Source organism: Lactococcus sp. FSL W8-0209 (assembly GCF_038006585.1).
In the GTDB taxonomy this organism is placed as follows: domain Bacteria; phylum Bacillota; class Bacilli; order Lactobacillales; family Streptococcaceae; genus Lactococcus; species Lactococcus lactis.
In genome coordinates, this window is the sequence record NZ_JBBOVN010000001.1 from 1835302 (window position 1) to 1851309 (window position 16008).

Here is a 16008-nt window from a genome sequence, read left to right on the forward strand (position 1 = left end):
GGGGAGGGTTGTTAAAAATTATCGTTCATTTTTTTGAAAATCAGGGACATCTTTTACATTTTTTATGGGGATTACATTTTTAATTTGATTTCCGTAACCAGTTCCATAATAAATTTGTTCCCACTTAGTTTTCCTTGTGTGGCATTTGCTACAACAGAAAGCCAAGTTATCCATGACGGTCTTACCATTCAAGTCAAACTCAACAGGCACGATGTGGTCCACAATCTTACCAGTTCTTACTCTGTTATGTGCTTTACAGTACTGACAAAGGAAGTTATCTCTACGTCTTACTACATCACGTATAGACTTCCATTGCTTGCTTTGATAGAACTTATTCTGCTCTACTTTAATGTCGCTATACTCACGCTTGCGCTTATTATAGTCCTTATATCTTTTAGTATTATCAGTACGATTAGCCCATCGCTCTCTGCTTGCTTGATATGCTGCTTCTTTATCAGCATGCTTAGTACAATAGTGTAGTGGTCTAATAACCATAGCGTGGCAGTTAGTCTCACGACAACGTCCAGTCATTGGCAAGATAGCATCTCCTCTCATCAACATTAAAAGGCTGCCCAGTGGACAACCTGTAATAAAATATAATAGCTGCATCCCTCTCTGCATTTAATGGACTTCATTCGCCACACTATATTTTCCATGCACCGGTATTAAGCAATGCAATCGAATAGCAAGTCAGGGTCTTGAATCCATACAGCATAGAGGTATCCACCTCGCTGTAACGTTGCCACACACGTTTACTCTTGCTAATTAGTTCCAACCGCACTAATAATTTATATTATTCATGACTGGACTAGTATAATCAGACATAGAACAAATGTAGATATAGCAAGTCAGGGAGTCGAACCCTAACAAGCTTATGAAGCAAATTCAAACCGATACTTATGATATTTGTGTTTTTGCCTTTTACTTCATAATACAAGTATATCAGCAAAAACAAGGGTTGAGGTGCCAATTTTAGGCAATTTCATGCCAATTTTTGTCCAAAAATATGCCCTAAAAACAGTGTTGCATTTGTCGGTAGATATCATTTCTGAACTTATAGAATATCGTCTTAGCTTTTTTCAAGCCAATATCTTTAATTCCTTCGATATCTAAATATTGCATTACTTGGTACCAGTACAAGCCAGCATAACCGCTATATTTTAGTTCAATAACTCTTTTTTCATCTGGTATCAAAGGCTTAAACCAAAAGTCTAATATCTCTAGTTGCTCCTTAAGTTTAAGGTATTCTTCGTCACTCTCAAGCTTTTCTTGATTTATAACATGGCTCAATTGTTCAGAACCACCAGAGTAAGCTGTGCGAATGCCTAAGTTATCTACTTTTTGCTTATAAAGATATCTGCTTTCAATTGATTTTATTCTGGCTTCAAGTCTGCCATTCACGTAATCTCCTATAATTCTATCTAACTTATCTGCCATTCATCAAAATCTCCTTTTGTGGTATAATTAAGTTAGAAATTCAGTTGACGAAGCCCGTTCCCAGCGGGCTTTTTTTGTTTAATAGTGTATAATATACATTGGTCAAAAATATTACACAAACTAAGTTGATAATTAGTTGCTCCATACTACTGACCAAGTGTGGAGTTTTTTTTGCTGTTTATTTTCCTATCTTTCTTAGAAATTTATATACTAAATAAGCCCAGTAAGCTATCAGGCTCATCAGTCCAATGAATATAACTACAATTACTGACCATATTGAAAGATAAGTCAGTAATGTAATTAAAAAGTTTGCTATGGAAATCCCCATCATTTTTCTCCAACAATTTTCACAGGAACAACTGACTCAGGTAACCACGTCACTTCATATTTATAACTGTTTACGTTCGCTCCTGATAAGTCCTCAACGGTATACATGTTGTTATTTGTTAAATTAATAATATCTTTTTTGTACTGACTTTTCCCTACCTTTGCTAGAATTACTAGTTTCTTACTGTCCTCAGTATTAACAGAGATAAGCCCTTTAGCAACAAATTCTATTTTATCTGTGCGAGTATTGATAATAACCACTCTGCGTTCAACTTTAAAATTATCTGCATCATTGCTTACGTTTTGGCTCACTTTATCAGCTTGTGAACAGGCTGATAGTCCGATAAGCGCTGAAGCACCTAAAACAGTGGAAATTGCTATATTTTTGATTTTCTTCATTCTATTCAACCTCAATTCCTAGTTATTTAGCCAACTCATTAATAAGAGATGTATTATCTTCAATGTTTTGTTCCAACAAAGGGATGAGTGTGCCAACATCAATCTTAATAAAACATTTATAAACTCCCATTAAGTTGAATCCAAGTTTTGTATCCCTAGGTATATGATTATTTTTGATATCATCTAAAACAATCTTTTGACCTCTAACATCATGAATCATGGCTTGCAGTCTATCAATTTTAGTTTGTGCTTTAGCGATTAGTTCTGAAAAATCAACGGTAATTTCTTGTGACATTTTCTCCTCCAGTTGAGTTTAGCGAGTTCCTAGCTCAATATGATATAATTTGTTAGACCACAAAAAAATATAGAAAATATTTTTTATCACACCCGCTCGAACTTGGTCAGTTCGGGTATTTTTATTTTGGTATGAATTATAGTTATATGTGCTATAATATTGATGACCAAAAAAATTCGCAATATTGTTCAGTATTTCGCTCAAGCTTGGTCAGCTTGGGCTTTTTATTATCTCCTTTATTCAAGTCATATTCCTTGTGCTAGACTAATAAAAGTTTTAAAATAATACAATATAACTATTTGAAGGAGGATTTAATCATGAGTTATGTTGTAAATAAAACTGGCGACTTTAGCGGTTATCATGAAGTACACAAAGGTGCTTGCCCTAATCGCCCGACAGTCACTGATTCGTATCTTATTAATAAACAATTTGAAAATGACCTTGATGCCATGGAATATGTTAAAGAAATATATCCATCACTCCAGGTTAGACCTTGTTTATCTTGCATGGACATATCATCACGTTAATTTTTGTTAATCCCCCGAAGCCCTTATCTTTGATTTGGGCTTTTTTTTGCGTTCAATCCATATGTTTATCAAGCCATTTAACGTATGTATCAGACTCTGATTCGTTATATTTATATAGCAATCCGCAACGCTCACAGTGATGCTTTCCATATGGCAATAGAAGCAATTTTTTATCTTCAAACGTCCACTTATGCCCGAACAGCTTACACAAAAGTTTCATTGGTTGTCCTCCTTGTTTTTAACAATCACTTGAGCATTAGATAAAATAGGTCTTTTCCATTCAAGTTCGTCATTAAATGACCAAATATTTATTGCTCCGTTTGGATTCACATCAATATTTAAGTCTTTTGGCATAATATCCATCCCACAAAAGCCAAAGTTTATAACATCAGAACATCGTCCTATGGATTTGCATTCTCCATTATTTACATAGCCAACTTCTAACATTTTGAAACCACTATCGTGTATCTCATTTGTTGGTTTAATATATAATGATTTTTTTTCGTACATTCAATCCCTCCCCCACCAGTCATTGACCAGCGATATTAGTTTGTCGGTCATTCTAAACACTTCCTGTTTGAAAGCCATAGTGAGCAGTTTCGATTCCATCATAGTCGCTAATTTCATAGCTTGCACCGTCTGGAATTTCAACAACTTTTAAATCTGAATATTTACCACTTGCTTTTTTACCAAGTTTTTCTACAACTTCTACGAGGTCTTTATTGCCTCTATCATCATCAAAGCCTAAATAAATAGAGTCAAATTCATCTTCTTCTCCCCAATCTTTGGAAAAACTATCAAGCTGAGGGTCTTTTTGAAAATAGGTTATGTCTCTAGTAATAGAAACCGCTTCTTCTTTAGATAATTTTTCATATAAGAACTCTTCATCACCAAACTTGAATAGATAGGGAAATACTTTGATTCCTCTTTTTTCAAAAATCATCATTTTAGCTTCATGGCTCAAACCAAATCCGCCAAAACATTTATTTAATACAATTTTCATTTCAATTCTCCTTAAATCACTTTCACTAAATCAACTCCGAGGGCTTTGCCTGCGAGGTAGGCATCTTTTATATAGCAATTAGGGGTTTTACTAAACCACTCAATAAGCCCGTTTTCTTGAATCCACCAATCTTCGTGACCCATATCATCAAAATCAATTTCGATAAACTTATCAAGTAAATCTGCAATGCTTTTCGGAATCGTGAGCTGGGGTTGGACCTTATGAAAAGTAATGTCATACTTATCTTCTAGTTCGCCCATATAATCACAACTGTTCCAGAATTCATCTTTTGCAAAATCTTCCCAGTCAAACTTTTTAACTTCTTCTTCGTCATAGCCAAATTCGTCAGTATTAACAACTGGCATTTTAAATCTACCTTCGATATAAATTTCACTCATCATCCCCTCCAATCGCTGCGAGTGCTTGTTTCAATCCCTCAAGATAGGCTTGACGAGTATTAGCACCATAAGATGACATTCCATATTTATCTAGATATTTTTCTATTGATTCTATCTCTTCTGTCAGCTTCTTTTTCTCAGTGTTAAGCTGTTCTTGGAGTTCGATTTTGTCATCAATAAAACCTTCCATGCTTTCAAGCAAAATAGTTGATTCTTTGATGGTTAAATTTATTCCATAGCTTAACTTTCTCTCAAGTTCTGGTAAATCAATTTTCATTCTCAAACCTCCCCAGTTGAGCCAAATCCGCCCGTACGCTCTCCATTTGCGTTGTCATCGTCTGTTGTAAGGTATTTGACAAATACACCTTGCATAATTCGTTGTCCTTTAGCAATCGTTACAGGCTCTTTTGAGATATTCATAAACAAGCCTTTGAATTCATTAGGATAATAATCTGAATCGATAATTCCTACTGAATTAATCAATGCAATGCCACGCTTAACTGGATTGCTTGAGCGGTCATATAATTTCAGTACTTCGTCATGTCCGAGTTGAACAGCTAGACCTGTACTTACCATTTTTATTTCATCAGGTTGAATCGTAACTGTTTCGCTTGCTGAAATATCATAACCTGCGCTGTGTTTTGTCGCTCTTTCTGGAAGTGTCGCATTTTTATTTAGTTTTACAAATTGTCTTTTCATTCTCCGTCCTCCACAGGCACAAGCTCAAAAGCTTCGTTATTTACAAAAGCACCGTCTGAAATTTTAGCAATTTCTTGTTCTGTAAATATATTTTTTACATTGTCATGGTTAGTCCAATCAAGGAACTTTTTGTCAACGAAAACTTTACCCGTAGCCTGATTTAGCCATAAATAGTAATTACTAATTGGTGCATTTTTTAATTTCAGTCTGAACAGCTGCGGTTTTTCGACTTGATATTTGCCAGTGATAAAAGCTAGAGCAAGCAAATTAAAGTTTTCTTTACTTTCTTTCAACCATTTTTCAGTATCTTTAGCAAAGTCTGATGACCAACCTTCTGGTGCTAACACGTCAGTAATCATCCAGTTTAATTCTTGGCATTTTTTTATCCAAATACCCACACACTCAGGCACGACTGGCAGGGCTTGCTGTTGGAGTTGGGATTTTAAACCAATGATTTGCGATTCTAGTATAGAACTTTTAATTACTTCTTTTTCATAGTTATCATTGAGGCTACTATATTTATCCAATAGCTCCTGAAACTCTTCTTCTGAGTGCCAGTTTTTAGCAAATTCTAACCACGGAAAGTTGAAAGCGACTCTCCCTAACTTTATATTTAACCCAATATCAGAAGCAGTAAATTCTCCATCATAAGAGTTCATTATAAATTTACTTTTTTTAGCTTCTTTAATCGCTTCTTCTTCAAACTTAATCATTTTTCTCCTCATTTCTCATATCACAATATTTTTGCGCTGCTTCACGAGTATCAAAAGCTCTGCGTGTTCCGTTAGCATCACTACGTCTTACTACTCCGAATCTGCCGTTTACTTCTGCTTGGACGACCCATTCCTTAGTCATTTTTCGTGTCCTCCGTAAATAATTCTTGAATAATTTTTCCAATTTCTTCTTTTTCCAATTGGTTCAAATGGAATCCACATACTTCCGCTTCATATAATTCATGCGTAGCAAGAGCAATACTCACATTTATAAGCACGAATGCTTGCATTTGCTCTGCACTATAAAGCATTGTCCCTACTGGCAAATTTGGTAATCCTTGGCTATCTTCTGATATTAATTCACCATATTCAAGAGAAGTTTCCTCTTTTACGACTTTCGCTACCGCTTCAATCTCGCTTAGTTTCATCTCATCCCTCACTTCACAACTCTGTCAAAGAGTTCACATGCATGGTATCTTCCATTTATTTTTACAATTCTAAAATCATCACGCTTAACTGATTTTTTAGTGAACTGGTCTTTTTCAACCGTTATGTATTTGTCAGTAACTTCGATAACTTTTAAGAATTTTGTGTCGCGGAAGCATATTTTATCTCCACGCCTTATTTCATTTTTGCTGAACATATTACTACCTCATATTTTAGCTTCTAAGCGCTTTTAGCTAGTTCGTGATAAATTATCCATGAAATGGTTTAAGCGCTCAATGTAACCGTATTTTTCATGAATTATAGCTATTCTACTTCTGTAACTTCAATTTCTATCCGCGGTCGCAAACTGTAGCGCTTCTTAGCATAGATATCACTGATTTGGTTGTCATCTGGCCATGCATGTTTATTTAGTGCATCAAGTACAGATTTCTGCAAATTATCAATATCTGGCTTTTTAACCACTGGCATTGCTTCTGCTTTAAGTGCTACTTGATTCTTTTTTATTTTTGATACTGCTATTGGTGGCTCAAGATAGAAGCCCAATTTAACAAATAGTGGTTTTCCTGAAACTTCCTGTTTCAATTTCAGCAATTTCCACTTGAACAAGAGTTGAGCTTTCCAAGCCATGTATTCCTTAGGCATATAAGCTTTTATAAATCCGCCTTTACTGCTAAATCTAGGTCTTGGGCTTGCCATTGGCTCTATTGCTATTTCAAACTTCACTTGCTTCTCCAAATCTAGCAATTGCAGGAATTACTCCTGAATCTGTCAGTTCTTTATTTTTTTCAAAAAATATTTCGGTTGCTTTTTCATTATCAATACCTTTAACTATTGCGATAAAAGTGATAGGACTTAATACTATTTCCTCTTCATAAGCTTTTTCAACATATCTGCAGTATTGTTTATGGGTAATCCCAGGAATAAAGCTACGGTAATATTCTGATAGCCCCTCATCAAGAGCACGTTTTTTAAGAGTCCAAGCCATTCATATATTCCTCGAATTCTTCCGCTGTCAGCGTTTCTTCGTCTTTTTCAAATCTTTGATTAGACCAGTTAGGAGCAGATTTGACAACTTTGCTATTTTTAAATCCTTGAATAGGCGTTAAATCATAGTCATCTTCCCAACCTTTGCCGTTAAACCATGTGCTACCATGTTTTATATAGTTCTGTTGGGTATTTTTAACTCTAATTTCTGACAAATAGTTTTCAAGACCCGTTTTAATCTCTTCGTCTGTCGTTCCAGATTTTACAGCTCTTTTATAAGCTAATAGAGCTTTAGGTTTACCTTTTTTGTTAGGATATATTTTCCAAAGATTATTAAACCTAGTTTCTAAATCAGACTCTTTATCGGACTTGTCCGATATATTATTATTTGATTTATTAATTGATTTATTAGTTGATATATTATACTTACGATTCTTCGGTATACCCTCTAATGATTCTTCGGTAGGGGTATGCGGATTCTTCGGTATACCCCCTACCGATTTATCAACATAGGGATAAATATATCTCTTTTTAACTTCTCCATTTTCAAACTCATATTCTAATTTAATGTATCCTTTTTCTTCAAGACGCTTCAGATTAGCTGAAACAGTTCCTTTTGTCTTGCCGTATCTTTTAGCAAGATAAGCATTTGAAGGAAAGATACTTCCAAATGAATTAGCCATCGTGTATATTTCACTAAAAAGAAGTTTTTCAAAATCATTTAAATCATCAGCCTCTATAATTGGGACTGGGATTTGATTGAAGAATTTTGTACTTTGTTCCAAACTTTCTCCTTTCTTCTATATTTATTTCAAGTTTTATTTTTCAAATTAAAAGCTGGCGATGAGTGGTTATGTGTAAACACTAAATACTCATTGACTTTACGGCTCGTTCCGCCACCCTCCAGCAATAACTTAATTAAAATGGTAGGTCTTCGTCGTTGATTTCCATATCTTCGCCAATATTTGGAATATCTTTAGCAGGATATGAATTTGAAGCAGCTCCTTTGGGCTTATACAAGCGTTCCACCGTAGGGAAAGCAAAGTTATTATTCAAATACTGACCATCTTCTTTTTGCTCAATTCGTCCACTAATCGTCAAAATATCTCCATTTTCAACTCTAAAATTAATAAACGCTGATGCATAAACCCATTTACCAGTTGAATCTTTAATAATAGGAGTACTGATGACTTGCTTTTCCCCTTTTTGAGTGTTGACTGTTCTAGTATTTTTATCATTGACCTGAACTACTGTTGTTATAATACTCATGATTTTTTCTCCGTATTTTCATTAATCCATTTTGCAATTTCTTTAATGGCTTGCACTTTCTGCAATTTATTCCACTCAGTTAGAAGCTCCATTGGAGCACCTTTTTCTTTTGCTGCTTTCAGCCCATTTTCAAATTGGGTGTTAAGTTTTGCAATTTTGGCTTGCTTTTCTCGTTCCGCTTCCACATCGACTTTTTTAGCCCTATTTTCGCGTTCTGTGCGATTTTCGTTGCTGTCGCTATCCTTTGTGTCATCAATCAAGAACAAGCCATTCATGGCGTATTTACGAGCGTATGAACTAGCCGTTCCTGTTATCTGGCTATCATCCATTCCTTTTTTATTGAGTGATTCTCTAGCATATCCAGTAACCTCTACCATATCCTCACCGTCAGTAATGGTAACTTTCGCTTGGATATAGTAACGTTCTCCTACTTGCTCAATAATATCTGTGATTGTCATCAATAGACCTTGTTCTGACAAAAGCGGTTTTACAGCTTCAAGAATATCTTCTGCACTCCGATAGTTATAATTACCAAAAGTATTTTTCTGTCCTTTGGGTGCTTTTAACTCAGATTGAACTTTGATAAGCTTTTGAGTTATATTCTTCATTTATCGAACCTCACGCATCCCATTTAAGAGGTGCTTTCTTATCTTTATAAACAACGGACTGCTCAAGCTCTTGTTCTATTCCATCTCCAAACTTGCTCTTGAGCTTAGTTAAAGTAATTGGCTCTACACAATCCCAACCATGAGCCTTAACTAAGTCATATTTCTGTTTATTAGTCATGGTTAAGACTTTTTGTTGTGCTGCTTTGCCATAACTCAAACGATTGAATTGTTGACCTTCATCAAGCCGTTTTTTAACCTCAGTTTCGCCCTTTTTATAAAGGTCAGCTATAATCTTGGCCTGAGCTAAGAACCCTGTAAGTGTGGCATTATCCATATCTTTTATAGCTGATGGATTCAAGTCAACCCTTTGTCCATCTGCATCTACTGGTATAAGTTGTAATTCCATAATGTTCTCCGTTTCTTTTTTTGTTGAAACGTGATATAATCTAGATATAAAAATATATAAAGATGTATATCACGTCTTAGTCCGCATGCCAGTGCGGGCTTTTTTATTTTGTCAGTTCAACCGCTGCTTTATAAGCATTTGACCATTCATAAAGCTGAGGGATGAGCGAATTTTGAAGAAAATCTTTTGAGTAAACTGAGAGTTTTTCTTTATAAAATTCGACTGACTCTTGATAAACTACTTGTCCAAGATGATTAATTGTTTTTACTTGATTTTTCATTTCATCACCGCCAACTTTTGACGAAATTCATCATTCTTACGACGAATAATTAATTCTGTTTCAACTGCTTCAAGTTTAGCTTCAATGGCTTTAGCGTAATCCATCCACTCATTGCGGTTTTCTTCCATCGCTTTATCATGAGCTAGCAAATCTTTATTTTCAGCTAAAAGCCTGTCATAATCAGCAAGAATTGCTTTTTCTTCTTCTGTTTTAAATCCGAACATTTTTAATGCCCTTTCTATGTATGCGTTTTAATCCTCCGAGTGCTATAATTACTGTGAGCAGATATTTGCGGTATTTGCTTAGTTTTATGGAAAGGAGGAAAGTTGATTTGAAATTAAATGAAGAATGTGTCCGTGCTGTGCTTCTAGATGTGGAGAATAAGTATCAATTTGGTAGTTTCCTTCATCTGAAAGATTTTGAAGAAAGTCAATCTTCTGAGTTCTCTAAAGAGGAAATAGAATATACTATTATTCGACTAGAAGAAGCTGGATTTATCATTGCAACAATTGATTGGGTTAATGCAAGGCCTTTTTATGTTTCTGTTGGCAGTCTAACTTGGAAAGGCCATGAGTTTCTAGATAATGTTAGAGACTCCAAGGTTTGGAGTGAAACAAAAGTAGTTGCATCTAAGGTTGGTAGTGTTTCTTTATCAATGTTGGCAACAATCGCTTCTTCAGTAATAACTAAGTCTCTTGGACTTAATTAAGAACTTCCCAATCATCAGACAATATGTCTTTTGCCATTGGATTCCACATTCCCCCAGCTCTATCATCATTGTCTGAAAAAACGATAAATGCAACATTTTTTGAGTTTGTCGGAACAAACTTAATATGTGGAAGTGATTTGCGGTAGATGGCTTTATTTTCATCTACTGCTTTTTTTGTTGCTTCGATAATATTCATTTTCTACCTTTCTAGCGGAGCACCGCATTTAATTTCTTTGCAATGAGCTTGATTGCTCTGATGTTTTGTGTGATTAAGTCGTGTACCAGGTCAAACAGGATTTCACCCGTCTCTGGGTTGACTATGTATGTGTAGGTCATCACAGCTCCTTTATAAAATTGAAGTTAGTGTATTTTTATTTTCTGTAAAATAATCAATAAACTTAGGCGCCCTAGACATTCCTCGATACTTCTTGCTCCAAATTGACCATGCTAAGAAGGCAATCAAGTGAGTAAGTCGTCCGTCAACATCAATCACAAAACCATCAGGAGCATTATCAGCAAATTTTTTGATATTACCTTGCGCCCGAAGATAAGCATTAGATTTTTTGTCGATATTCCCTTTTTCATCTAACACTTCTGTCTTATACAGATACTTAGCAATTTCTCCGTCTGTCATGAATGGTCCATCTTCGATTTCAACTATTTTAACTTTTCCGATTGTAGTCATTTCTGTTTCCTTTCTAAGCTTCAAAATCAAAACTGGTTTGTGAGTTCAATCCACGAATTTCAAGCGTTGTATTGAACGAGGGTTGCCACATATCAAGATATTCTAGCGCTTCATCATAACGACTTAATGAAATATCGCTATATTTCACAACATCGAAGCGATTGTTCAAATCTTTATAAAACTCTCTGAATACCTTAGCTCCTAACTTCTTATGAGCATTTGAATATTTACCACCAGTAAACATATAAACTTTGCTTGCTACTTTCTTTTGCAAAACTTTAGCTTTATTTGAAGGGAGCCCGAAACGGTCAGTCAAATCAAGAACTGAATTTTCGATTTGTTCGACTTTTTTATTCAAGTTCACATTACCTTGAGCGAGTAATGCGATTTGTTGTTCAGGAGTTTGTGGTAATTGCTTTTCTTCTTGAACTTTGAAATAAGTATCAACTAAAATATCGTACATATCCCAAGCTTCATCAGTTCCTAAAGATTTCGCATGAAGTAATGCTCCTTTTTCTGTCCAAAGGTAAAGTTTAGGTGCTCGATTTCCGACTACACCGAAATTTTCGTTGTTGTCTTTGAATTTTTTCAGTTCTTCTCCGTCTAATAAAAAGAAATGCTTACCTTCTTTAAATCGTGATTTATTATTTCCGAAATTATCAACGATAGTCCGTTTTTTTGTTCCGTAACCATCAGCAATTTGTTGAGTAGTCAAAACTCTTTGACCATTTAATTCTGTAATTTGTAATTCGTTCATTTTTGAATCCTTTCTTAGCTTACTTTTGTATTTTGTTGATTAATCCGTTTCAGAAAAACCGAAGTATCTTCTAAAAAAATAATATCAACAGATACTCCTAATGCTTTTGCTACTTTTTCAATATTTTTGTATTGAGCATTTCGGATAAAGCTAATATCTTTTTCATAGTTACCGATTGTCTTCTGAGTCAATCCTGCCTTTTCTGCGAGTTGACTTTGCGATAAACGATTTAGTTTTCTTAAATCTGTAATTGCTGTTGCCATACTGGCTCCTTTCTTAATTGTAGTTTAAATTTAATGTTTTTGTTATTAACCTCGGTGCTATAATATCTTTAGAGTAAGCGCTACCTCTAACAGTGCTAACCCTAAAATATTATAGAAAGGAGGTAGGCGATATGGATGATATTCAATTAACTAAAGACTCTAAACAACTACTTGCAATAATTTATAAAGAGTATCTTAGTAAAATTAATAATGGTGTTTCGAAAAACTCTGCAAAGAGAATTGGACATATCTCTGACATCTACGAATTAGTACCTGATTGGTTACCAGATGATGTTCTGGAAACTATGAATGAATTATCTAGGTCTGAATATGTTTTTAATAAGTATGGAAACAATACCATTATTGATTCCTATTTGCTTGATAAGACGATAATATATTTTGAAAACAAAAATATTAATACTATCAAGACAATTGCAGATTGGATTTTAAAATTAAAATAACTCCCAATCATCTCTTAAGAGGTCTTCAGCTTTAGGGTTCCAAAACTTACAAGCTGAAGTCCATTTTTCTTTATAAATTCCTTCAACTTTTTCAAGACCAGGCTCTGTTGGCACAATAACGATACCAAGCGGCATTGAATTTGTTGGAACAAAAACAGTACCATGTTCTTTGTCTTCAGGAGTTGTAATTGCCTTATTTTCTTTTAAGGCTTTTTTTGTTGCTTCGATAATGTTCATATTATTATCCTTTCTGTTTATTAAATTTCTGCATACGCAGTAAGGGAAGTTCAGGAATCGAACCTGTTCGCCAGTCTTCCCTGCTCATTGTGAGCGATATCATAACTCCGTGCTATAATGTAAGTGACTAAACTAAAATTATATTGGAGGTTCTTATGAACTTTAAAGATTTTTTAACAATAACAATGTCAGGTCTATCATTATTAATTTCGTTTTGGATTTATTTTCAGAATTATAGAAAAGCTAAGATGAATCTCGGAGTAAATTCTGATTTTTGTATTGACTCTAACGAACAAAACACTCTTTTTGTTAGAATGAGTTTTATTAATCATTCATCTAAACCAATAACCATCAAACATATGAAGTTATTTGATAAAAACAAATCAACATTCAACGGATTACCTCACCCTAATAAATATAGATATGACGAAGGAGATTGCTTACCAATTTCACAAGAAATTTTAGCTGATTTCAAATTCAAGAATCATCACCGCACTTATTCTACTTCTACAATTCCCACAACCATAGCCCCTTACTCCGAAGCATCCGATTTCTATTCGTTTTACTTTGGTGATTTTACACCGAGTAGCATTTCTGAACAAGATAATCTTTTTGTTTATATAGAGACTACTGAAGGTTCATTTTATTATCCAATAAGTTTTGGTAATAAGTGCTATGAAACCAGAAACGACAATAGCTTGATACAAAGTTATCAGACTTATAAAAAAGCTGATACAATAGAATATAAAGCCTATTTACATGAAGACTAAAATAATAGACAAAATTGCCAAAACAACGCTAATTATTAAAAGCACTCCTGTGTTAGAGCCATAGTTATTATCCATAATATTCTCTCCTCCCGCCCCTCTGGGGCTTTTTATTTGCCAAACTTGCTACTTACGCTGAGTTGAATACAACGTGTAACTACATTCACAGAAGCTTCGCAACTGTTTTGTTTGTTCGCTTGTTTGACTTTATGAGTTAATTATACACTTCGGTTTTTCCGAAGTCAAGAGTAAACTTCACAAAAACCGAAAAATAATATAAAAAACAAGAAATATATTTCACTTTTACCGAAACATGTGTTATTATATATCTATGAAAAAGAATAATAGTAATGAAAATTATTTTGCTATCAATTTAAAATATCTTAGACAAAAAAATAATATGGAGCAATTAGAACTTGCTAATTTACTTGGGCGAAAAAGTTCTTCATCTGTAAGTGAATGGGAAAAAGGCAAGTACACGCCAAAAGCGGGTGTCTTAAATGACATCGCAAAAATATTTTCTATTCCATTAAGTAAATTGATGAATGAAAATTTATCAGAACAGTCAATTACGATTCTGGATAAAATAAATCAAATTAGCTCCGAACTTGACGAACCTCGTCAAAAAATAGTTCTTGATACTGCTTCTTCTCAATTGAAAGAACAAGAAGAGCAGAAATCTAAAATTGTTTCCATTAAAAACGAACAAGAAAAATTTGACCTTGCCGATTTAGTAGACGATAGTAAAGTTGATTGGGACAAGTGGGTTTCATTTGATGGCAGACCTCTAACTGATGAAGTAAAAGAAGCTATGAAAAAAGCTCTAGGAAAAGAGCTAGAAGATAAATAGGAGGTTTCTATGAGCAGACAGGAGCTTTTAGAATATCTCCTTAAAGAAATTGAAAAATGTGGATTTAAAATATGTGATATTAAATCTATGCCACTACCGGCAGTTGTTAATGTTGATGCTAGGGTAATGATTTATAATTCTGATGAAGCAACTCCTTTCGAAGTTGCTCATGAATTGATTCATATCATTAATAAAGATAACCATCGTGGAAAATATTTTGATGCAATCAATCCACAAGAAGTTAGAGCTAACCACGAAGCGATTCTTCTGCTTTGGGAAATATTTGAAGCCAATGGGGGAAGCTATGAATATTTCAATGTATTTGTGAATACAACAGATGCACCTTTTGAATTGGCTGAGTCAATCATCAAAAATGAATATTTAGAGCTGCATGAAGCTATCACTGAAATATTTGAAGATGAAATAAAAGTTAGTATAAATAAGCAAGAAATGCATGATTATATCGTAGATTACATTAGTTATTTTGATGTAATTGAAGCTGTTAATATTTATCAATTTCTGGATCGTTATCATCTAAGCCATAATTTCTATAATATGGCAGAAATAGAGTTTCAGCATTTATTGGGTACTGTTTAATTTTAGGAGAAAATATGAAATTTGGAATGAGAAAGCCTAGCTTAGCAAAAAGTTTTAAAGCTAGAACAACTGCAAAATATAAACGTAAAGTGAAAAAAGCCCTTATTCCTGGTTATGGAAAAAAAGGCATGGGGATGATTAAAAATCCGAAAAAAGCAGTTTACAACAAAGTTTATAAGAAAACAACTTTCTCAATTTGGGATTTGTTTAAATAAAACAATTATGAGCAATGTCTTGAACCTCAATAAAAGCTGGACAGGAGGTTTTTATGGGATTATTAGATAATCTGAATAAGGTCGCTGACAAAGCTGCAAAAGTCGCATCTGATAAAATTTCAGATACTACTCGCAAAGTTGATAAGGCTGTATCTGGTGCTGATTCTGGGAGTTTCTTGCAAGGAATGTTGGGTAATGCATCAGCACAAAGTACCAAAACGGCAACAGATAATTGGTCACATATGCTCGTTGAAAATGAGCAAATAATTTCATCTTATAAATTAATTCGGGATGAAATTATTGTAACCAATAACCGACTTTTGTTTATTGATGCTCAAGGAGTTACTGGACAGAAAAAAGCTATCACACAAATTTTCTTAGACAGCATTGTCGATGTCCGTTACACTGCGGCTGGATTCGGTTTTGATGATACAAATATGTACATTACCTATCTTTCCAATCCGTACTACAAAGCTTTAACCACTACCCTTTCCACCCATGAATTCTCTTTTCCTAAAAAACTAGATGTATCAGATTTTTATAGATTTTTAGTTCAATTATCTATTGAGAATAGACAAAAAATAAATTCGTAAAATAAAAAATCCGTCCAAGTTTGGTGGACGAACGGGCCGGATTGAACTTATAAAACCACGAGCAATGTCTTGAATCTCGTTA

34 protein-coding genes are annotated in these 16008 nt (G+C 34.3%); 8 read left to right on the forward strand and 26 right to left on the reverse strand.

Annotated elements, in window-relative coordinates; all coding sequences use genetic code 11:
• Positions 1-18: 18 nt before the first annotated feature.
• From MKX45_RS09015 to MKX45_RS09030, 4 genes are all read right to left on the reverse strand, one after another.
• Entirely contained in the window at positions 19-537 is a 519-nt protein-coding gene (locus MKX45_RS09015; RefSeq protein ID WP_340817274.1) for an HNH endonuclease, read from the reverse strand.
• A gap of 474 nt (positions 538-1011) precedes the next feature.
• Entirely contained in the window at positions 1012-1437 is a 426-nt protein-coding gene (locus MKX45_RS09020) for a RinA family protein (protein ID WP_058211293.1), read from the reverse strand.
• Positions 1438-1764: 327 nt separating this feature from the next.
• Positions 1765-2163: a beta-sandwich lipoprotein gene (locus MKX45_RS09025; protein ID WP_010905370.1), complete on the reverse strand. Its 399-nt coding sequence runs from the start codon at positions 2161-2163 to the stop codon at positions 1765-1767.
• Between the two features lie 22 nt (positions 2164-2185).
• Positions 2186-2458, reverse strand: a complete 273-nt coding sequence (locus tag MKX45_RS09030; protein ID WP_340817067.1) for a DUF1359 domain-containing protein — start codon at positions 2456-2458, stop codon at positions 2186-2188.
• Between the two features lie 317 nt (positions 2459-2775).
• On the opposite strand from MKX45_RS09030, the gene MKX45_RS09035 reads away from it, so the two are divergent.
• On the forward strand, positions 2776-2985 hold the full coding sequence (locus MKX45_RS09035; RefSeq protein ID WP_340817068.1) for a hypothetical protein: 210 nt from the start codon (positions 2776-2778) through the stop codon (positions 2983-2985).
• 52 nt (positions 2986-3037) lie between these two features.
• On the opposite strand, the gene MKX45_RS09040 is transcribed toward MKX45_RS09035, so the two are convergent.
• The 17 genes from MKX45_RS09040 to MKX45_RS09120 form a co-directional block, all read right to left on the reverse strand.
• Complete coding sequence (locus MKX45_RS09040) at positions 3038-3205, reverse strand: DUF1660 family phage protein (RefSeq protein ID WP_340817069.1); 168 nt, start codon at positions 3203-3205, stop codon at positions 3038-3040.
• Positions 3202-3495 carry a hypothetical protein gene (locus MKX45_RS09045; RefSeq protein ID WP_340817070.1) on the reverse strand — a complete coding sequence of 98 codons (294 nt, stop codon included), beginning with the start codon at positions 3493-3495 and terminating at the stop codon, positions 3202-3204. The genes MKX45_RS09040 and MKX45_RS09045 overlap by 4 nt, the downstream gene beginning before the upstream one ends.
• A 52-nt stretch (positions 3496-3547) precedes the next feature.
• A complete protein-coding gene (locus MKX45_RS09050) occupies positions 3548-3988 on the reverse strand; it encodes a hypothetical protein (protein WP_340817071.1) in 441 nt (146 codons plus the stop codon).
• Between the two features lie 11 nt (positions 3989-3999).
• The gene (locus MKX45_RS09055; protein WP_340817072.1) at positions 4000-4386 is read right to left on the reverse strand and encodes a hypothetical protein; all 387 of its coding nucleotides are present in this window, start codon (positions 4384-4386) and stop codon (positions 4000-4002) included.
• Positions 4379-4663, reverse strand: coding sequence for a hypothetical protein (locus MKX45_RS09060; protein ID WP_340817073.1), 285 nt, complete (start codon positions 4661-4663; stop codon positions 4379-4381). The genes MKX45_RS09055 and MKX45_RS09060 overlap by 8 nt, the downstream gene beginning before the upstream one ends.
• A 2-nt stretch (positions 4664-4665) precedes the next feature.
• Positions 4666-5085 (reverse strand): dUTP diphosphatase, encoded by a 420-nt coding sequence (gene dut, locus MKX45_RS09065; RefSeq protein ID WP_021722227.1) that lies wholly within the window; start codon positions 5083-5085, stop codon positions 4666-4668.
• Entirely contained in the window at positions 5082-5798 is a 717-nt protein-coding gene (locus MKX45_RS09070; RefSeq protein ID WP_340817074.1) for a DUF1642 domain-containing protein, read from the reverse strand. Before MKX45_RS09070 ends, dut begins: the two co-directional genes overlap by 4 nt.
• Positions 5791-5940: a hypothetical protein gene (locus MKX45_RS09075; protein ID WP_340817075.1), complete on the reverse strand. Its 150-nt coding sequence runs from the start codon at positions 5938-5940 to the stop codon at positions 5791-5793. The genes MKX45_RS09070 and MKX45_RS09075 overlap by 8 nt, the downstream gene beginning before the upstream one ends.
• Positions 5933-6226 carry a hypothetical protein gene (locus MKX45_RS09080; RefSeq protein WP_340817076.1) on the reverse strand — a complete coding sequence of 98 codons (294 nt, stop codon included), beginning with the start codon at positions 6224-6226 and terminating at the stop codon, positions 5933-5935. Before MKX45_RS09080 ends, MKX45_RS09075 begins: the two co-directional genes overlap by 8 nt.
• Positions 6227-6548: 322 nt before the next feature.
• The gene (locus tag MKX45_RS09085) at positions 6549-6968 is read right to left on the reverse strand and encodes a RusA family crossover junction endodeoxyribonuclease (RefSeq protein ID WP_340817078.1); all 420 of its coding nucleotides are present in this window, start codon (positions 6966-6968) and stop codon (positions 6549-6551) included.
• Complete coding sequence (locus MKX45_RS09090; protein ID WP_128268044.1) at positions 6958-7230, reverse strand: hypothetical protein; 273 nt, start codon at positions 7228-7230, stop codon at positions 6958-6960. Before MKX45_RS09090 ends, MKX45_RS09085 begins: the two co-directional genes overlap by 11 nt.
• A complete protein-coding gene (locus MKX45_RS09095) occupies positions 7214-8014 on the reverse strand; it encodes a helix-turn-helix domain-containing protein (protein ID WP_340817079.1) in 801 nt (266 codons plus the stop codon). The genes MKX45_RS09090 and MKX45_RS09095 overlap by 17 nt, the downstream gene beginning before the upstream one ends.
• Positions 8015-8147: 133 nt before the next feature.
• On the reverse strand, positions 8148-8498 hold the full coding sequence (locus MKX45_RS09100) for a single-stranded DNA-binding protein (protein WP_057720728.1): 351 nt from the start codon (positions 8496-8498) through the stop codon (positions 8148-8150).
• Positions 8495-9106, reverse strand: coding sequence for an ERF family protein (locus MKX45_RS09105; protein WP_340817081.1), 612 nt, complete (start codon positions 9104-9106; stop codon positions 8495-8497). The genes MKX45_RS09100 and MKX45_RS09105 overlap by 4 nt, the downstream gene beginning before the upstream one ends.
• A gap of 10 nt (positions 9107-9116) precedes the next feature.
• Positions 9117-9512 carry a hypothetical protein gene (locus MKX45_RS09110; RefSeq protein WP_340817083.1) on the reverse strand — a complete coding sequence of 132 codons (396 nt, stop codon included), beginning with the start codon at positions 9510-9512 and terminating at the stop codon, positions 9117-9119.
• A gap of 103 nt (positions 9513-9615) precedes the next feature.
• Positions 9616-9792, reverse strand: coding sequence for a putative transcriptional regulator (locus tag MKX45_RS09115; protein ID WP_032943269.1), 177 nt, complete (start codon positions 9790-9792; stop codon positions 9616-9618).
• Complete coding sequence (locus MKX45_RS09120) at positions 9789-10016, reverse strand: hypothetical protein (RefSeq protein ID WP_340817084.1); 228 nt, start codon at positions 10014-10016, stop codon at positions 9789-9791. The genes MKX45_RS09115 and MKX45_RS09120 overlap by 4 nt, the downstream gene beginning before the upstream one ends.
• A gap of 107 nt (positions 10017-10123) precedes the next feature.
• Between MKX45_RS09120 and MKX45_RS09125 the strand changes: the two genes are divergently transcribed.
• The gene (locus MKX45_RS09125; protein ID WP_340817085.1) at positions 10124-10501 is read left to right on the forward strand and encodes a DUF2513 domain-containing protein; all 378 of its coding nucleotides are present in this window, start codon (positions 10124-10126) and stop codon (positions 10499-10501) included.
• On the opposite strand, the gene MKX45_RS09130 is transcribed toward MKX45_RS09125, so the two are convergent.
• From MKX45_RS09130 to MKX45_RS09145, 4 genes are all read right to left on the reverse strand, one after another.
• A complete protein-coding gene (locus MKX45_RS09130; RefSeq protein WP_340817086.1) occupies positions 10494-10697 on the reverse strand; it encodes a Thoeris anti-defense Tad2 family protein in 204 nt (67 codons plus the stop codon). The two genes, MKX45_RS09125 and MKX45_RS09130, sit on opposite strands and share 8 nt — an antisense overlap.
• A 150-nt stretch (positions 10698-10847) precedes the next feature.
• Positions 10848-11186, reverse strand: coding sequence for a hypothetical protein (locus MKX45_RS09135; RefSeq protein WP_003130869.1), 339 nt, complete (start codon positions 11184-11186; stop codon positions 10848-10850).
• 13 nt (positions 11187-11199) lie between these two features.
• Positions 11200-11943 carry an ORF6C domain-containing protein gene (locus MKX45_RS09140; RefSeq protein WP_254255735.1) on the reverse strand — a complete coding sequence of 248 codons (744 nt, stop codon included), beginning with the start codon at positions 11941-11943 and terminating at the stop codon, positions 11200-11202.
• Between the two features lie 14 nt (positions 11944-11957).
• Positions 11958-12206, reverse strand: coding sequence for a helix-turn-helix domain-containing protein (locus tag MKX45_RS09145; protein ID WP_021468383.1), 249 nt, complete (start codon positions 12204-12206; stop codon positions 11958-11960).
• A 131-nt stretch (positions 12207-12337) separates the two neighbouring features.
• On the opposite strand from MKX45_RS09145, the gene MKX45_RS09150 reads away from it, so the two are divergent.
• A complete protein-coding gene (locus MKX45_RS09150) occupies positions 12338-12667 on the forward strand; it encodes a hypothetical protein (RefSeq protein WP_128267651.1) in 330 nt (109 codons plus the stop codon).
• Here MKX45_RS09150 and MKX45_RS09155 read toward each other — a convergent pair.
• On the reverse strand, positions 12659-12904 hold the full coding sequence (locus MKX45_RS09155; protein WP_128267650.1) for a hypothetical protein: 246 nt from the start codon (positions 12902-12904) through the stop codon (positions 12659-12661). The two genes, MKX45_RS09150 and MKX45_RS09155, sit on opposite strands and share 9 nt — an antisense overlap.
• A 155-nt stretch (positions 12905-13059) precedes the next feature.
• Between MKX45_RS09155 and MKX45_RS09160 the strand changes: the two genes are divergently transcribed.
• From MKX45_RS09160 to MKX45_RS09180, 5 genes are all read left to right on the forward strand, one after another.
• A complete protein-coding gene (locus MKX45_RS09160) occupies positions 13060-13674 on the forward strand; it encodes a hypothetical protein (protein ID WP_128267992.1) in 615 nt (204 codons plus the stop codon).
• Positions 13675-14002: 328 nt separating this feature from the next.
• Entirely contained in the window at positions 14003-14521 is a 519-nt protein-coding gene (locus MKX45_RS09165) for a helix-turn-helix domain-containing protein (protein ID WP_254255734.1), read from the forward strand.
• Between the two features lie 9 nt (positions 14522-14530).
• Positions 14531-15118, forward strand: coding sequence for a hypothetical protein (locus MKX45_RS09170; RefSeq protein ID WP_340817089.1), 588 nt, complete (start codon positions 14531-14533; stop codon positions 15116-15118).
• 14 nt (positions 15119-15132) lie between these two features.
• Positions 15133-15333, forward strand: coding sequence for a hypothetical protein (locus MKX45_RS09175; RefSeq protein WP_058205866.1), 201 nt, complete (start codon positions 15133-15135; stop codon positions 15331-15333).
• A 53-nt stretch (positions 15334-15386) separates the two neighbouring features.
• Complete coding sequence (locus MKX45_RS09180; protein WP_139917215.1) at positions 15387-15926, forward strand: PH domain-containing protein; 540 nt, start codon at positions 15387-15389, stop codon at positions 15924-15926.
• Positions 15927-16008: the final 82 nt, after the last annotated feature.

Excerpts from the sequence above, each read along its gene's own strand:
- MKX45_RS09150 (WP_128267651.1), top strand. The coding sequence starts at position 12,338 with ATGGATGATATTCAATTAACTAAAGACTCTAAACAACTACTTGCAATA.
- MKX45_RS09055 (WP_340817072.1), bottom strand. The coding sequence starts at position 4,386 with ATGAGTGAAATTTATATCGAAGGTAGATTTAAAATGCCAGTTGTTAAT.
- MKX45_RS09145 (WP_021468383.1), bottom strand. The coding sequence starts at position 12,206 with ATGGCAACAGCAATTACAGATTTAAGAAAACTAAATCGTTTATCGCAA.
- MKX45_RS09035 (WP_340817068.1), top strand. The coding sequence starts at position 2,776 with ATGAGTTATGTTGTAAATAAAACTGGCGACTTTAGCGGTTATCATGAA.
- MKX45_RS09175 (WP_058205866.1), top strand. The coding sequence starts at position 15,133 with ATGAAATTTGGAATGAGAAAGCCTAGCTTAGCAAAAAGTTTTAAAGCT.
- MKX45_RS09090 (WP_128268044.1), bottom strand. The coding sequence starts at position 7,230 with ATGGCTTGGACTCTTAAAAAACGTGCTCTTGATGAGGGGCTATCAGAA.
- MKX45_RS09155 (WP_128267650.1), bottom strand. The coding sequence starts at position 12,904 with ATGAACATTATCGAAGCAACAAAAAAAGCCTTAAAAGAAAATAAGGCA.
- MKX45_RS09160 (WP_128267992.1), top strand. The coding sequence starts at position 13,060 with ATGAACTTTAAAGATTTTTTAACAATAACAATGTCAGGTCTATCATTA.
- MKX45_RS09030 (WP_340817067.1), bottom strand. The coding sequence starts at position 2,458 with ATGTCACAAGAAATTACCGTTGATTTTTCAGAACTAATCGCTAAAGCA.
- MKX45_RS09100 (WP_057720728.1), bottom strand. The coding sequence starts at position 8,498 with ATGAGTATTATAACAACAGTAGTTCAGGTCAATGATAAAAATACTAGA.
- MKX45_RS09040 (WP_340817069.1), bottom strand. The coding sequence starts at position 3,205 with ATGAAACTTTTGTGTAAGCTGTTCGGGCATAAGTGGACGTTTGAAGAT.
- MKX45_RS09070 (WP_340817074.1), bottom strand. The coding sequence starts at position 5,798 with ATGATTAAGTTTGAAGAAGAAGCGATTAAAGAAGCTAAAAAAAGTAAA.
- MKX45_RS09060 (WP_340817073.1), bottom strand. The coding sequence starts at position 4,663 with ATGAAAATTGATTTACCAGAACTTGAGAGAAAGTTAAGCTATGGAATA.
- MKX45_RS09075 (WP_340817075.1), bottom strand. The coding sequence starts at position 5,940 with ATGACTAAGGAATGGGTCGTCCAAGCAGAAGTAAACGGCAGATTCGGA.
- MKX45_RS09050 (WP_340817071.1), bottom strand. The coding sequence starts at position 3,988 with ATGAAAATTGTATTAAATAAATGTTTTGGCGGATTTGGTTTGAGCCAT.
- MKX45_RS09045 (WP_340817070.1), bottom strand. The coding sequence starts at position 3,495 with ATGTACGAAAAAAAATCATTATATATTAAACCAACAAATGAGATACAC.
- MKX45_RS09115 (WP_032943269.1), bottom strand. The coding sequence starts at position 9,792 with ATGAAAAATCAAGTAAAAACAATTAATCATCTTGGACAAGTAGTTTAT.
- MKX45_RS09170 (WP_340817089.1), top strand. The coding sequence starts at position 14,531 with ATGAGCAGACAGGAGCTTTTAGAATATCTCCTTAAAGAAATTGAAAAA.
- MKX45_RS09020 (WP_058211293.1), bottom strand. The coding sequence starts at position 1,437 with ATGGCAGATAAGTTAGATAGAATTATAGGAGATTACGTGAATGGCAGA.
- MKX45_RS09120 (WP_340817084.1), bottom strand. The coding sequence starts at position 10,016 with ATGTTCGGATTTAAAACAGAAGAAGAAAAAGCAATTCTTGCTGATTAT.
- MKX45_RS09080 (WP_340817076.1), bottom strand. The coding sequence starts at position 6,226 with ATGAAACTAAGCGAGATTGAAGCGGTAGCGAAAGTCGTAAAAGAGGAA.
- MKX45_RS09180 (WP_139917215.1), top strand. The coding sequence starts at position 15,387 with ATGGGATTATTAGATAATCTGAATAAGGTCGCTGACAAAGCTGCAAAA.
- MKX45_RS09130 (WP_340817086.1), bottom strand. The coding sequence starts at position 10,697 with ATGAATATTATCGAAGCAACAAAAAAAGCAGTAGATGAAAATAAAGCC.
- MKX45_RS09140 (WP_254255735.1), bottom strand. The coding sequence starts at position 11,943 with ATGAACGAATTACAAATTACAGAATTAAATGGTCAAAGAGTTTTGACT.
- MKX45_RS09110 (WP_340817083.1), bottom strand. The coding sequence starts at position 9,512 with ATGGAATTACAACTTATACCAGTAGATGCAGATGGACAAAGGGTTGAC.
- MKX45_RS09135 (WP_003130869.1), bottom strand. The coding sequence starts at position 11,186 with ATGACTACAATCGGAAAAGTTAAAATAGTTGAAATCGAAGATGGACCA.
- MKX45_RS09165 (WP_254255734.1), top strand. The coding sequence starts at position 14,003 with ATGAAAAAGAATAATAGTAATGAAAATTATTTTGCTATCAATTTAAAA.
- dut (WP_021722227.1), bottom strand. The coding sequence starts at position 5,085 with ATGAAAAGACAATTTGTAAAACTAAATAAAAATGCGACACTTCCAGAA.
- MKX45_RS09025 (WP_010905370.1), bottom strand. The coding sequence starts at position 2,163 with ATGAAGAAAATCAAAAATATAGCAATTTCCACTGTTTTAGGTGCTTCA.
- MKX45_RS09105 (WP_340817081.1), bottom strand. The coding sequence starts at position 9,106 with ATGAAGAATATAACTCAAAAGCTTATCAAAGTTCAATCTGAGTTAAAA.